Source organism: Dermacoccus sp. GAS27A (genome assembly GCF_044909235.1).
GTDB classification, from domain to species: domain Bacteria; phylum Actinomycetota; class Actinomycetes; order Actinomycetales; family Dermatophilaceae; genus Dermacoccus; species Dermacoccus nishinomiyaensis.
The window spans coordinates 148,957-163,985 of the sequence record NZ_JBIYDW010000005.1 but is presented as its reverse complement, the minus strand read 5'-3'; the positions used below and the strand labels follow the sequence as shown (position 1 = coordinate 163,985).

7 protein-coding genes are annotated in these 15,029 nt (G+C 67.9%); 2 read left to right on the top strand and 5 right to left on the bottom strand.

The window, feature by feature from the left end:
• Nucleotides 1-167 precede the first annotated feature (167 nt).
• The 5 genes from ABH936_RS07110 to rplJ form a co-directional block, all read right to left on the bottom strand.
• Nucleotides 168-4,064 carry a DNA-directed RNA polymerase subunit beta' gene (locus ABH936_RS07110; RefSeq protein WP_115296518.1) on the bottom strand — a complete coding sequence of 1,299 codons (3,897 nt, stop codon included), beginning with the start codon at nucleotides 4,062-4,064 and terminating at the stop codon, nucleotides 168-170.
• A 165-nt stretch (nucleotides 4,065-4,229) separates the two neighbouring features.
• Nucleotides 4,230-7,715: a DNA-directed RNA polymerase subunit beta gene (gene rpoB / locus ABH936_RS07105; protein WP_006946069.1), complete on the bottom strand. Its 3,486-nt coding sequence runs from the start codon at nucleotides 7,713-7,715 to the stop codon at nucleotides 4,230-4,232.
• A 394-nt stretch (nucleotides 7,716-8,109) separates the two neighbouring features.
• Entirely contained in the window at nucleotides 8,110-11,580 is a 3,471-nt protein-coding gene (locus ABH936_RS07100; RefSeq protein ID WP_404602928.1) for an ATP-binding cassette domain-containing protein, read from the bottom strand.
• A 198-nt stretch (nucleotides 11,581-11,778) separates the two neighbouring features.
• Nucleotides 11,779-12,165 (bottom strand): 50S ribosomal protein L7/L12, encoded by a 387-nt coding sequence (gene rplL / locus ABH936_RS07095; protein WP_006946083.1) that lies wholly within the window; start codon nucleotides 12,163-12,165, stop codon nucleotides 11,779-11,781.
• 105 nt (nucleotides 12,166-12,270) lie between these two features.
• Nucleotides 12,271-12,861 (bottom strand): 50S ribosomal protein L10, encoded by a 591-nt coding sequence (rplJ, locus tag ABH936_RS07090; RefSeq protein WP_131940625.1) that lies wholly within the window; start codon nucleotides 12,859-12,861, stop codon nucleotides 12,271-12,273.
• Nucleotides 12,862-13,259: 398 nt separating this feature from the next.
• Here rplJ and ABH936_RS07085 point away from each other — a divergent pair, with 398 nt between their 5' ends.
• Both ABH936_RS07085 and ABH936_RS07080 read left to right on the top strand, forming a co-directional pair.
• Nucleotides 13,260-14,027, top strand: a complete 768-nt coding sequence (locus ABH936_RS07085; protein ID WP_404602927.1) for a DUF6318 family protein — start codon at nucleotides 13,260-13,262, stop codon at nucleotides 14,025-14,027.
• Between the two features lie 169 nt (nucleotides 14,028-14,196).
• Complete coding sequence (locus ABH936_RS07080; protein ID WP_170957223.1) at nucleotides 14,197-14,973, top strand: hypothetical protein; 777 nt, start codon at nucleotides 14,197-14,199, stop codon at nucleotides 14,971-14,973.
• Nucleotides 14,974-15,029: the final 56 nt, after the last annotated feature.

Sequence of the window (15,029 nt, the reverse complement as noted above, 5' to 3'; positions counted from 1 at the left end):
TCCTGCCATGCACCCGAGTAGTTTACCGACTCTCCCGGGCCCCGGCCAAATCGCGGGAGCATGCACGTTCCGACCGCAACGCGACACGCCGACGAACCTGAGGAGACCCGCGAGGGGCACCCCCTGCCTGTGCAGGAGATGCCCCTCGCGGCGTGGATCTGCGTCGATCAGCTGTCGAAGCCGAGCGTCGCGTCGTCCAGTCGGACGGCCTCGCCCGAGCCCGGGCCAAAGACCGGGTAGTCGTACGGCTGGTAGTCCGGCAGCGCGTACATCGCGGCCTTCGCCTCCTCCGTCGGCTCCACCTTGACGTTGCGGTAACGGCTGAGGCCGGTACCCGCCGGGATGAGCTTTCCGAGGATGACGTTCTCCTTGAGGCCGAGCAGCGGGTCGCTCTTGACGTTCATCGCGGCCTCGGTGAGGACGCGCGTCGTCTCCTGGAACGATGCCGCCGACAGCCACGACTCGGTGGCCAGCGAAGCCTTCGTGATACCCATGAGCTCGCTACGACCCGACGCCGGACGTCCGCCCTCGGCAATCGCCTTGCGCGAGGCGTCCTCGAAGCGCGCGCGGTCGGCCAGCTCACCCGGGAGCAGGTCGGTGTCACCCGCCTCGATGATCGTCACGCGGCGCAGCATCTGACGCACGATGACCTCGATGTGCTTGTCGTGGATCGACACACCCTGCTGGCGGTACACGCCCTGGACCTCGTCGACGAGGTGCTTCTGCACCTCACGCGGACCGAGGATGCGCAGCACCTGCTTCGGGTCGATCGCACCCTGCACGAGCAGCGTGCCGACCTCGACGCGCTGGCCGTCCTCGACGAGCAGGCGCGCACGCTTGCTCACCGGGTAGGCGTGCGGCTCCGAGCCGTCGTCCGGGATGAGGTTGATGCGACGAGCCTTGTCGGTCTCCTCGATCTCGATCTTTCCGGATGCCTCCGCGATCGGGGCGACACCCTTCGGCGTGCGAGCCTCGAAGAGCTCGACGACTCGGGGCAGACCCTGCGTGATGTCGTCACCCGCGGCACCGCCGGTGTGGAAGGTACGCATCGTCAGCTGCGTGCCCGGCTCACCGATCGACTGCGCCGCGATGATGCCGACAGCCTCGCCGATGTCGACGAGCTTGCCGGTCGCGAGCGAACGGCCGTAGCACTTCGCACACGTCCCGACGCGCGACTCACAGGTGAGGACCGAGCGGACCTTGACCTCTTCGATGCCGGCGTCGATCAGCTTGCTGAGCGCGACGTCACCGAGGTCGTCACCGGCCTGCAGGAACGTCTCGCCGTCGATCTCGACCGTCTGCGCCACGTTGCGGGCGTAGACCGAGCTCTCGACGTCCTCGTGCTCGACCAGCTGGCCGTCAGAGTTGCGCTGCGCGATCGGCAGGACGAGACCGCGCTTCGTGCCGCAGTCCTCCTCGCGGATGATGACGTCCTGCGAGACGTCGACGAGACGACGCGTCAGGTAACCCGAGTCGGCCGTACGCAGAGCGGTGTCGGCCAGACCCTTTCGTGCACCGTGGGTCGAGATGAAGAACTCCAGCACCGACAGGCCCTCACGGAAGTTGGCCTTGATCGGACGCGGGATGATCTCGCCCTTCGGGTTGGCCATGAGGCCTCGCATACCCGCGAGCTGGCGCAGCTGGAACCAGTTACCACGGGCACCCGAGTTGACCATGCGGTAGATCGGGTTGTCCTTCGGGAAGTTGTTCTCCATCTGCTTGGAGACCTCGTTCGCCGCCTGCGTCCAGATCTCGATGAGCTCCTGACGGCGCTCGTCGTCCGTGATGAGACCACGGTCGAACTGCAGCTGCACCTTCGCGGCCTTGGCGTCGTAGCTCTCGAGGATCTCGTCCTTGTTCGAGGGCATGACGACGTCCGAGATGGCGACGGTCGTGCCCGAGCGCGTGGCCCAGTGGAAACCGGTCTCCTTCAGCGCATCGAGCGACGCCGCGACCTGGACCTTCGAGTAACGCTCCGCAAGGTCGTTGACGATGGCCGAGAGGACCTTCTTGTCGACGGGCTTGTTGATGTACTCGTAGTCCTCCGGCAGCGTGCCGTTGAAGATCGCGCGACCCAGGGTCGTACGGATCCGCAGCTCGGAGACGAAGCCGTTCTGGTCCGCCTCGACGCCGTCGGGCAGCACCGTGCCGGCCGTCGGGACGAAGTCGCGAAGACGCACCGAGATCGGCGTGCCGATCTTGATCTCGCCCGCGTCGAAGGCCATGCGGGCCTCGGCGACGGTCGAGAACGCGCGGATGTCCTCGTCCTTCATCTCGTCGGCGTCGAGCACCTCGGAGGTGAGGTGGAACAGACCGATGATCATGTCCTGCGTCGGCATCGTCACGGGACGACCGTCGGCGGGCTTGAGGATGTTGTTGCTCGAGAGCATGAGGATGCGGGCCTCGGCCTGCGCCTCGGAGCTGAGCGGCACGTGGACGGCCATCTGGTCACCGTCGAAGTCGGCGTTGAACGCCGAGCAGACGAGCGGGTGGATCTGGACGGCCTTGCCCTCGACGAGCTGCGGCTCGAACGCCTGGATGCCCAGACGGTGCAGCGTCGGCGCGCGGTTGAGCAGCACGGGGTGCTCACGGATGACCTCTTCGAGGACGTCCCACACGACCGGGCGGGCACGCTCGACCATGCGCTTCGCCGACTTGATGTTCTGCGCGTGCTCGAGGTCGACGAGGCGCTTCATGACGAACGGCTTGAACAGCTCGAGCGCCATCTGCTTGGGCAGACCGCACTGGTGCAGCTTGAGCGTCGGACCGACGACGATGACCGAACGACCCGAGTAGTCGACTCGCTTGCCGAGCAGGTTCTGACGGAAACGACCCTGCTTGCCCTTGAGCATGTCGGACAGCGACTTGAGCGGGCGGTTGCCCGGACCCGTCACCGGTCGACCACGACGGCCGTTGTCGAACAGCGCGTCGACGGCCTCCTGAAGCATGCGCTTCTCGTTGTTGACGATGATCTCCGGCGCACCGAGGTCGAGCAGACGCTTGAGTCGGTTGTTGCGGTTGATCACACGGCGGTACAGGTCGTTGAGGTCGGACGTCGCGAAACGGCCACCGTCGAGCTGCACCATCGGGCGCAGGTCCGGCGGGATGACCGGGACGCAGTCGAGAACCATGCCGGCCGGCTTGTTCTCGGTCTGCTGGAAGGCCGTGACGACGCGCAGACGCTTGAGCGCACGCGTCTTCTTCTGGCCCTTGCCCGTCGCGATGATCTCGCGCAGCAGCTCCGCCTCGGCGTCGAGGTCGAAGTTCTCGAGACGCTTCTGCAGCGCCGCAGCGCCCATGCCGCCCTCGAAGTACAGACCGAAACGGTCACGCATCTCGCGGTAGAGGATCTCGTCGCCCTCGAGGTCCTGGACCTTGAGGTTCTTGAAACGATCCCAGACCTGCTCGAGGCGCTCGATCTGCTGATCCGCGCGCTTGCGGATCTGCGTCATCTCGCGCTCGGCCGACTCGCGGACCTTGCGGCGGGCGTCAGCCTTGGCGCCCTCCTTCTCGAGCTCGGCGAGGTCGGCCTCGAGCTTCGTCGAACGCGTGTTGATGTCCGCGTCGCGACGGTTCTCGAGTTCCTTCTTCTCGACCTCGATCTGGTTCTCGAGCGACGGCAGGTCGGCGTGACGCTGCTCCTCGTCGACCGAGGTGATCATGTAGGCCGCGAAGTAGATGACCTTCTCGAGGTCCTTCGGCGCGAGGTCCAGCAGGTAGCCCAGACGGCTCGGGACACCCTTGAAGTACCAGATGTGCGTGACCGGCGCGGCGAGCTCGATGTGGCCCATGCGCTCGCGACGAACCGCGGAGCGCGTGACCTCGACGCCGCAGCGCTCACAGATGATGCCCTTGAAACGGACGCGCTTGTACTTGCCGCAGTAGCACTCCCAGTCGCGCGTCGGGCCGAAGATCTTCTCGCAGAAGAGTCCGTCCTTCTCGGGCTTGAGGGTGCGGTAGTTGATGGTTTCGGGCTTCTTGACCTCACCGTGCGACCACTCGCGGATGTCGTCCGCGGTCGCGAGGCCGATGCGAAGCTCGTCGAAGAAGTTGACGTCCAGCACGTTGCTGATTCCTTCTCTCGCCTAAATCTGAAAAGTCTGATCGTTGCTGTTGTGGTTGTCCGGTCGGTTCGTTCGAGCCGCGGACCTACGTCTGCGCCGGCTGATCCGACACGCGGTGGGCCGGGCGATCATCTCGATCGACCCACCGCGTGTCGGGCGCCGTGATCAGACTTCCTCGACGCTGCTCGGCTCGCGGCGCGACAGGTCGATGCCCAGCTCCTCCGCGGCCCGGAACACTTCCTGCTCCGAGTCGCGCAGGTCGATGGCGGTGCCGTCACTGCTCAGGACCTCGACGTTGAGGCAGAGCGACTGCATCTCCTTGATGAGGACCTTGAACGACTCCGGGATGCCCGGCTCGGGGATGTTCTCGCCCTTGACGATGGCCTCGTACACCTTGACGCGGCCCGTCACGTCGTCCGACTTGATCGTCAGCAACTCCTGCAGGGCGTATGCGGCGCCGTAGGCCTCGAGGGCCCACACCTCCATCTCACCAAAGCGCTGACCACCGAACTGCGCCTTACCACCGAGCGGCTGCTGCGTGATCATCGAGTACGGACCCGTCGAACGCGCGTGGATCTTCTCGTCGACGAGGTGGTGCAGCTTCAGGATGTACATGTACCCGACGGAGACCGGCTCCGGGAACGGCTCACCCGAGCGGCCGTCGAACAGCTGCGCCTTGCCGGAGTCGCCGATGAGGCGCACGCCGTCGCGCGTCGTGTTCGTCGACTCGAGCAGGCCACGGATCTCCGTCTCGCGCGCACCGTCGAACACGGGCGTCGCAATACGGGTGTTCGGGCCCGTCTCACGTGCATCGGCCGGGATCTTGGCCGCCCACTCCGGGTCACCCTCGATCTTCCAACCACGCGAGGCGGCCCAGCCCATGTGCAGCTCGAGCACCTGACCGGGGTTCATTCGCGAGGGAACACCGAGCGGGTTGAGCACGACGTCGACCGGCGTGCCGTCCTCGAGGAACGGCATGTCCTCGACCGGCAGGATCTTCGAGATGACGCCCTTGTTGCCGTGACGGCCGGCGAGCTTGTCACCGTCGGTGATCTTGCGCTTGTTCGCCACGTAGACACGCACGAGCTGGTTGACGCCCGGGGGCAACTCGTCGCCCTCGTCACGGTCGAAGACCTTGACGCCGATGACCGTGCCGGTCTCACCGTGCGGAACCTTCATCGACGTGTCGCGGACCTCGCGGGCCTTCTCACCGAAGATGGCGCGCAGCAGGCGCTCCTCCGGCGTCAGCTCGGTCTCACCCTTGGGCGTGACCTTGCCGACGAGCAGGTCGCCGTCACGAACCTCGGCGCCGACGCGGATGATACCGCGCTCGTCGAGGTCGGCCAGCACCTCGTCGGAGACGTTCGGGATGTCCCGCGTGATCTCCTCCGGGCCCAGCTTCGTGTCGCGGGCGTCGATCTCGTGCTCCTCGATGTGGATCGAGGAGAGCGTGTCGTCCTGCACGAGGCGCTGCGACAGGATGATCGCGTCCTCGTAGTTGTAGCCCTCCCACGGCATGAACGCCACGAGCAGGTTCTTGCCGAGCGACATCTCGCCGCCGTCGGTGGCGGGGCCGTCAGCGATGACGGCGCCCTCCTCGAGGCGCTCACCCTCGTTGACCACGACACGCTGGTTGTAGCAGGTGCCCTGGTTCGAGCGCGTGAACTTCGCGATGCGGTACGTCGAGTACGTCGCGTCGTCGTTGGCGACCGTGACGAGGTCGGCGGAGACCTCCTGCACGACACCCGCCTTGGTGGCTCGCACGACGTCACCCGAGTCGAGTGCCGCACGGTACTCGATGCCGGTACCGACGAGCGGAGCCTCCGAACGAACGAGCGGCACCGCCTGACGCTGCATGTTGGCACCCATGAGGGCGCGGTTGGCGTCGTCGTGCTCGAGGAACGGGATGAGTGCGGTCGCGGCCGACACCATCTGACGCGCCGAGACGTCCATGTAGTCGACGTCCTCGATCGCGACGTCGCTCGCCTCTCCGCCCTTGGTGCGCGCCATGACGCGGTCCTCGGCGAAGTGGTTGTCCGGCGTCAGCGGCGCGTTGGCCTGCGCGATGACGAACGTGTCCTCCTCGTCCGCCGACAAGTAGTCGACGTCGTCGGTGACCTGGCCGTCGACGACCTTGCGGTACGGCGTCTCGACGAAACCGAACGGGTTGATGCGACCGAACGACGCGAGCGAACCGATGAGACCGATGTTCGGGCCTTCCGGCGTCTCGATCGGGCACATGCGGCCGTAGTGCGACGGGTGGACGTCACGGACCTCCATGCCTGCGCGGTCACGCGAGAGACCACCGGGGCCCAGCGCGGACAGACGACGCTTGTGCGTCAGACCGGCGAGCGGGTTGTTCTGGTCCATGAACTGCGACAGCTGCGACGTTCCGAAGAATTCCTTGATCGACGCCACCACGGGGCGGATGTTGATCAGGGTCTGCGGCGTGATGGCCTCGACGTCCTGCGTCGTCATGCGCTCACGAACCACGCGCTCCATGCGGGACAGGCCCGTGCGAACCTGGTTCTGGATGAGCTCACCGACGTTGCGCAGGCGGCGGTTGCCGAAGTGGTCGATGTCGTCGATCTCGACGCGGACGTCGATCTCTTCGCCGTGACGCGTGCCCTTCATCGTCTCCTCGCCGGCGTGCAGCGCGACGATGTACTTGATGGTGGCGACGATGTCGTCGATGCCGAGCGTCGAGTCCTCGAGCCCGCCGTCGACGCCCAGCTTCTTGTTGACCTTGTAGCGGCCGACCTTCGCGAGATCGTAGCGCTTGCCGTTGAAGTACAGGTTGTCGAGCAGCTGCTGGGCAGCCTCACGCGTCGGCGGTTCGCCCGGGCGCAGCTTGCGGTAGATCTCGAGCAGCGCGGCGTCCTGGTCGGCCGTGTGGTCCTTCTCCAGGGTGGCGCGCATCGACTCGTACTGGCCGAACTCCTCGAGGATCTGAGCCTCGGTCCAGCCCAGCGCCTTGAGCAGCACCGTCACGGACTGCTTGCGCTTGCGGTCGACGCGGACACCGACCATGTCGCGCTTGTCGATCTCGAACTCGAGCCACGCACCACGGCTGGGGATGACCTTCGCCGTGTAGATCTCCTTGTCGGAGGTCTTGTCGATGGAGCGCTCGAAGTAGACGCCCGGCGAACGGACGAGCTGCGAGACGACGACGCGCTCGGTGCCGTTGATGACGAACGTGCCGCGGTCCGTCATGAGCGGGAAGTCGCCCATGAAGACCGTCTGGCTCTTGATCTCGCCCGTCTCGGCGTTCATGAACTCAGCCGTGACGAACAGCGGAGCCGCGTACGTCATGTCGCGCTCCTTGCACTCCTCGATTGAGTACTTGACGTCCTCGAATCGGTGGTCGCGGAAGCTCAGCGACATCGAGCCGGAGAAGTCTTCGATCGGCGAGATCTCCTCGAAGATCTCCTCCAGACCGGAGCGCTCGGGCACGTCGACACGGCCCTCCGACTTGGCGGCGGCCACGCGGGCCTGCCACTTCTCGTTGCCGAGAAGCCAGTCGAAGCTCTCGGTCTGCAGCGCGAGCAGATCCGGGATTTCGAGGGGCTCACGAATTTTGGCGAAGGTGAGACGGCCGGAGGCAGTCTTCGCCGAGGACAGAGTCTGGGTCGCGGTGCGCGAGGCAGCCAAGGAGGGTCCCTTCCAGAGGCCTTACAGATCGGCAGTGCGCGCCACCTGCCGTACGGGTCCTCCCCCCTCGACGCTCCTCGGACGGCCGGCGTCATGATGTCGCGACCAAGCAGAGCGGGCAGCTCTTCGTGGTGGCGTCTTGACGCGGAATCCGGATCGGGTGTCGGGGGCAGGCGCAGACAGGGCAGCGCAAAATAGCAGAATAGTACCCAGAGAAGAAGGATGCAAGCCGACGAACTCGGAACCCGAGTCTGTCGCACCGCGCGCCCATCCTGACGAGCCCGGGTTGACCGCATCGACCGCTATGATCCGGCGCCTCCCCCGGCGCCGTCTTGACCCCACGAGAATGACGCAGGGCGGGCGCACAGTCAAGCAGCGACGCGCCGGTCGCCCGTCACCCCGCCAGGTGCGACCAGCGCGTCTCGAGCTCACGCCACGGGCCGGCGTCCGCAACCCTGCCCGCCTCCAGGACGACGACGCGGTCGGCCCGGGCGAGAGCCGAACGCTTCGACGTCGCCCCGACGACGGCGCTGCCACGCGCACGCAACGCGTCCCACAGCTCGAGCTCGGTGCGCGCGTCGAGCGCGCTCGAGACGTCGTCGGCCAGGAGCAGTTCGGCCTCCGTCGACAGGGCTCGCGCGAGCGCCAGCCGCTGAACCTGCCCACCGGACAGGCGCACCCCGCGGTGGCCGACGAGACTGTCCCGGCCGCCCGCGTTGTCGATGTCGGGGGTGAGACGCGCAGCGTCGACGGAAGTGTCGAACTCGCGCTCGTGACCGAGGAGCACGTTCTCGGCGAAGGAGCCGGAGAGCACTCGGGGCGTCTGGGCGACGTAGGCGACCTGGCCGGGGCGGAGGAAGAGCTCTGGCTCGCTCACCTCTCGTCCGTTCCACGTGAGCGAGCCGGTGTGGTGCACGAGCCCCGCGAGTGCCGCCAGCAGGCTCGACTTGCCGGAGCCCACGGCGCCCAGGAGCAGCACGAGCTCGCCCTGCCCGACGGTGAGATCCACGCCTTCGACGCCGACCGTCCCGTCATCGTGCAGGGCGGCGAGGTCGCGCAACGCCAGTTCGCGCAAGGGCTCCCTCGGCGTCTCAGGTACCTGAGGTGCCGCACCGGAGGGCAGGTCGAGGCCGGCCAGGAGGTCGACGAGATCGGCCCCGCCGGCGAGTTCGCTCGTCGCCCTGAGCCAGGCCCGCGTTCCGGGCGCCTCGGTGACGACCGACCCGGCGACCCGGCCGAACCAGTCGAAGTTGGACGCCGCGTTGACGACGAGCAGCGCCGTCGCAAGGCCCCAGGTGCCGTACAGCGCCCCCGCCCAGGCTGCCACGATGCCTGCCTGCACCATGAGCGTCGGGACGCCGTCGAGCACGGCGGCGACTCGGTGCTCGCGCACCGCGGCCTCGACGCGCGTGCGGTCGACGGCGGCGAGGTGTTCGCGGATGCGCCCGGTGCGACCCGCGAGCTTGATGGTGCGCGCTGCTTCGAGCGAGGAGACGAGGGCGCGACCGAACTGGGCACGGGACGCCGACGCCCGCGCGGCGGAGCGGCCCGCCACGCGCCGTCCGAGGGCGGAGGCCAGCGCCGAGCCGACCATGATGACGAGCAGGACGAGACCCGCGAGCCAGGTGCCACCGAGCACAGCGGTGAGAACGACGATGACGAAACCGTTGGTGAAGTCGATCCACCGGTCGGCATAGCGGACGAAGCGATCCGAATCCATCGCGCGCGCGACGACCTCGCCGGGAGGCGTGCGCGGCAGCCGGTGCTGCCCCGTCTGTCCGATGAGCACGCGCATGCGCACCCGCAGGGAGATCTCGATCCACCACCGCGGGTAACGGATGACGGCCACCGCGAGCGAGACCGGGCCGAGCATCACGCACACCGCGACCGCTGCGGCCCAACCCCATGCGGGGGTGCCGTCCGTCAGGGCCTGCACGGTGTGACCCCAAGCCCAGCCCGTGACGCTGCCGATGGCACCGAAGATGGAGAACGCGAGGAACGCGAAGATGGCCACGACGCCCCACTCGGGCCGCACCTTCAGCGCGTTGATGATCGCGCGTGCGAGGGACGAACCCTCGGGGATGTCGCGCGTGACGGGCGCCGCGCCCGTGCGTCGCGCGTGCGCGACGTGCGGGGCCTCGTGGTCCGGGGCGGGGACGGCGGACGCGCCGGCGGCTTCGGTGAGGTCGCGGAAGTAACCGGGTGTCTCGAGCAGTTCGTCACGGCGACCGAACTGCACGAGGCGCCCGCGCTCCATGACGCCGATGAAGTCGGCCCGCTCGATGGTGCCGAGACGATGCGCGATGAGGATGCCGGTGCGCCCCTCGAGCAACCGTGCAGAGGCCGCGACGACGCGGGCCTCCGTCACCGGATCCATGCGGGCGGTCGCCTCGTCGAGTACGATGACGCGCACGTCGCGTGCGAGCAGACGGGCGAACGCCAGCAGCTGCTCCTCGCCGGCCGACAGGCTCACGCCACCCGGGCCGAGCACCGTGTCGAGGCCGTCGGGCAGGGTCGAGACCCACGGGCCGAGACCGAGCGTCTCGACGACGTCCTCGATCTGAGCGCGCGGCAGCGGCTCGAAGACGGTGATGTTCTCCGCCAGCGTGCCGGCGAGGATCTCGGTGCGCTGCGTGACGACACCGACGCCCCCGCGCAGCGCCTCCAGGTCGAGGTCGCGCACGTCGACGCCGCCGAGGAAGAGCGAACCGGGCGGCGGCTCGACGGCGCGCGAGACGAGGGAGGCCAACGTCGACTTGCCGGATCCGGTGCGTCCCACCAGGGCGAGAGTCGACCCGGCCGGCACGCGCAGGTCGACGTCCTGCAGCGCGAACGTGCCGGTGCCGTAGCTGAAGTCGAGGTGACGTACGTCGAGATCCAGCGGGCCCTCCGGCAGCGCTCGTCCGCCCTCGGGTTCGGCCGGAACGGCCAGGAGGGCGCGCAGGCGCACGATGGCGCCGAGGCCCGCCTGCATGTCCGGGAACTGCTCGGCGACCCGGGCCAGCATGCCGACGAACGTGCTCGTGACGAGGAACATCGTGACGAGATCACCGACCGACATCGACGTGCGCGAGGCGAGCGCGACACCGGCGAGCACGACGAGGACGAGCAGCAGGTGCAGCGACAGGCCGGTGCGCAGCAGCAGCTTGACCTCGAGGCGCACGACGGCCAGGAACCGCTCGTGCACGCGCGCCGACAGCTTGGCGAGGCGCGCGACCACGAACGGCTGGCCGAGGCTCGTGCGGATGTCGTCGCGGCCCGCGACGCCCTCCTCGAAGATGGCGGCGTGCTCGGTCCAGGCGGCCTCCTCGAGAACCTTGCCCGCCGCGATCGGGGCGAGCAAGGAACGCATGAGCACCCACGTCAGCGCCGCGAAGAGCGGGAAGAGCACCCAGGCCGGCCACCACGTGATACCCGCGACGATCCACATCGGCACCATGGCGAGCGTCATCCGCAGCACCATCCAGATCTGCTGACGCAGCAGGTTCGAGATCTCGTGGGTGTCGTCGTCGACACGGTCGAGGATCTCACCGCCCGCCTGCTCCGACAGGGCCTCGAGCGGTTGCGCGAGCACCGCGTCGACGAGGTCGCGACGCAGCTGCCCGGCGGCACGATCGACCATACCCGCCCACAGGAAGCGCCCCGCGGTGTCGACGAGCGCCCCACCGAGGACGGTGACGGCCAGCAGCGTCACGAGGCGAGCGCTCGTGTGCTCGGCCAGCCGGCCCGCGATGACGGACGCCGCCGTCGTCGCCAACGCTGTGACGGCCGCGAGGATGACGGCGGCCCACGTACTGGGGACGGCGATGCGTCGCCATCCGATCTGGCGGGATGGCGAGGCGTGCGGCGCGGGTGGTGTCGTCATGGCACGTCACAGGCTACGGGTGAACACCGACAACCGCACCCGAATATCGCGCGCGTCATCGGCGGCACCGGCCTCGGCAGGGTTCCTCTGGCGCGACGCCAGGTCTGCGGGCATGCGAAAGCGGGCCGCACCGTGATGGTGCGACCCGCTTCGACGCGATGTCTCGCGATCAGTGCCCAGGCAGTGCCCGGGCAGAGATCACTTGACCTCGACGGTGGCGCCGGCGCCTTCGAGGGCTTCCTTGGCCTTGTCGGCAGCGTCCTTGGCGACACCTTCGAGAACCGGCTTCGGGGCGCCGTCGACGAGGTCCTTGGCCTCCTTGAGACCGAGGGACGTGAGGGCGCGCACCTCCTTGATGACCTGGATCTTCTTGTCACCGGCCGAGGCCAGGATGACGTCGAACTCGGACTTCTCCTCGGCAGCGCCGGCGTCGCCGCCGCCTGCAGCCGGAGCAGCCGCGGCAGCAACCGGGGCAGCAGCGGTGACGTTGAAGGTGTCTTCGAAGAGCGTCACGAACTCGGAGAGCTCGATGAGCGTCATTTCCTTGAAAGCCTCGAGGAGCTCGTCGTTGGAGAGCTTCGCCATGATGGGCGTCCTTTCTGTTCTGTCGGACCCGGACCGATGTGGTCGTGGGATCCGTGCCGTGAGTGGCGTTGTGGTGGGTTTGCGCTGATGCCGGTCAGGACCGGATCAGGCCTCGTCGCCACCCTCGGCGACGTCTGCGGTGGCCGCTTCGACAGCCGGGGCTGCGTCGGTGGCCGGTCCCTCGGTCTCGACCTTCGCACGCAGGGCGTCGACGGTGCGAGCAGCCTGCGACAGCGGGGCCGCGAAGAGGTAGACAGCCTGGCTGAGCGAGGCCTGGAGGCCCCCGGCCAGCTTGGCGAGCAGGGTCTCGCGGGACTCGAGGTCCGCGAGCTTGTTGATCTCCTCGGCCGACATGGCCTTGCCATCAAGGACGCCGCCCTTGATGACGAGGAGAGGGTTGGCCTTGGCGAAGTCACGCAGCTTCTTCGCCGTCTCCACCGGGTCACCGGTGACGAAGGCGATAGCGGACGGGCCCTGGAGCTGGCCGTCGAAAGCCGTCACGCCGGCTTCGGCAGCCGCACGGGCGGTCAGCGTGTTCTTCACCACGGCGTAGGTGGCGTGCTCACGAATGGAGTTACGCAGATCGGTGATCTGCGCCACGGTGAGACCGCGGTACTCCGTCAGCACGGCAGCATCCGAGTTGCGGAAGTTGTCCGCAAGCTCGGCAATGGCTGCATCCTTAGCGGCGGTAGCCATGCGCGCCTCCTTCGGTGGTGAGTGCCAGTCGCTCGGGCGACACGAAAAAAAGAGCCTCGGCGCAGGCGCGCTGAGGCTCTGAAAACATGCTGACGAACAGCACGATCATCGACTGAAGCTCACCTGCGCCGGACGCTCACAGACGTGAGGCCTTCGGTCACATCCACCCAGAGGCAGAGTGCAACAACCGGCGGTCATTGGTTCTCCCAATCTACCGGGCGGGCGGCGAGCGGCCAAATCGGTGCGATCGACGCCGGTGGGCACTGGTGCACAGGCCGCGGAAACCTGACGAAAAACTTACCGTCGCGATCGGGTGCGACACGCGCCGCGCTGGTGAGACTCGAGAAGTGGCCGGTGACGCACCGGGCGCTGCCTCACCGCCGACCGAAGGACCAAGCATGCCCGACGCACCCACCCCCGCAGCTGCTCTACCCGACGATGGCGCGACCGCACGTCGTGGACTTGCCGGGCGCCATCTCGCGCCACGTGGGGTCGCCGTGATCGCCCTGGCCGCGGCCGTGACGACGGCGGTGAGTGGGTGCGGCGACGACTCGACGGCCGATGCCTCGACGAGCACCATCGCCCCCTCCGACATGAGCCGCATCGCGGCCGGCAACACGCCGCGTTCCAGTTCGACTGACCCTTCTACGTCGTTGCGCAGCGCCGCCTCGTCTGCGCCCGCGACCTCGCGGAGTGCTTCGGTCGCGTCGAGCGCACCCGTGACGACATCCAAGGCCGGCGCCGCCGCAGTCGTCATCCCCGACGCCGCCAAGGCCCACACCAAAGACGGCGCCAAGGCCTTCGTGAAGTTCTACTGGGAAACCCTCGATGTGCTAGCCGCCAAGCCTCAGCCGGATGCGTTGCGTTACCTTTCGCAGCCGAGCTGTGCCACGTGCCAGCTCCAGATCACTGGCCTCTCGGACTTGCTGCGGGAAGGTGCCCACATCGAAACCAATCAGCGTCGCCTTGACCATTGGGCCGTGCGTGCCGACTCGGTGGAAGACTCCGTCGTGGTGACGTTCCGGCAATCCGACCGTGGCAACTTCAAGGTGGGCGCCGACGGCTCCCGAAAGCAGTTCGCACCGAACAACCTCGGCGTCGCAGCCCGGGCCGACTGGACCGCCGGAGGCTGGAGGATCGGAGCTGCTGGTGCTGACAAGTCCTGATGACCGCGCGCAGCACCAGCGAACAACAAGCTCAGCATTATTAGCCGCGTGCCTCGCCGCCACGGCCATCTTGGGTTCCGCGACCACAGCCTCTGCTGATCCGCGCTGCCCGGATCCCACAGCGTGCGTGATTGATGACGGCGTCATCATCCACGTGACGAATCCCGGCGTGCCGACGAAACCGACCCCCGGCCGCCCCGGCGTCGGGTGGACCCCGCCTCCTCCGCGCGACACCACGAACTACCCCGGCACCCAGCCTGGCCGGCCCCACACAGAGAACGGACCCAACACCGGCGACATCGCCGCGTACTACGACGCGGACAGCGCGTCAGTCCACGCACGCCCCGCTGACACGCCGTGCGCGACGGGCGAGGGGCAGACCCCGAAGCTGTCGTGCGTCAACTACACCCCCGCGCCACCTGCACCCACGATGACCACCCCCGCATCAGGAACCGCCACAGCGCCAGCAGCTCCGGCCGCGCCCACCTACACCGCCGAGCAAGCAGCCACCCAGGCCTGGACGACTCAGACCTTCACGAAGGCCACCGTCGCCATCCAGCCCACCGGCAACACCACCCTCACCGGCTTGCCCACCTACTTCCACGCCACCTACGGCCCCGACGGGCTCGCCCCCGGTGAGACGACCACCGTCACCCTGCTCGGACACACCATCACCCTGCGCCCCACCGACGTCACCTACACCTACCACTACGGCGACACCGCCACCTACGGCCCCACCACCGACGCGGGCGGTCCCTACCCCACCGGCAATGTCACTCACACCTACCCCACCAAGGGCACCGTCACCACCCGCATCGACACCACCCTCAGCGGCCAGTACCAGGAGAACAACGGCCCCTGGCGCACCATCCCCGGCGCCACGACGATCACGGGACAGCCTCAACGGCTCACCATCGCCACCCTCCAATCACGCCTCCACCACTGACCACCGCACCCAGAGAACACACCCGCCGCCCGACCGCTCGCACCCACCCGCCAGCT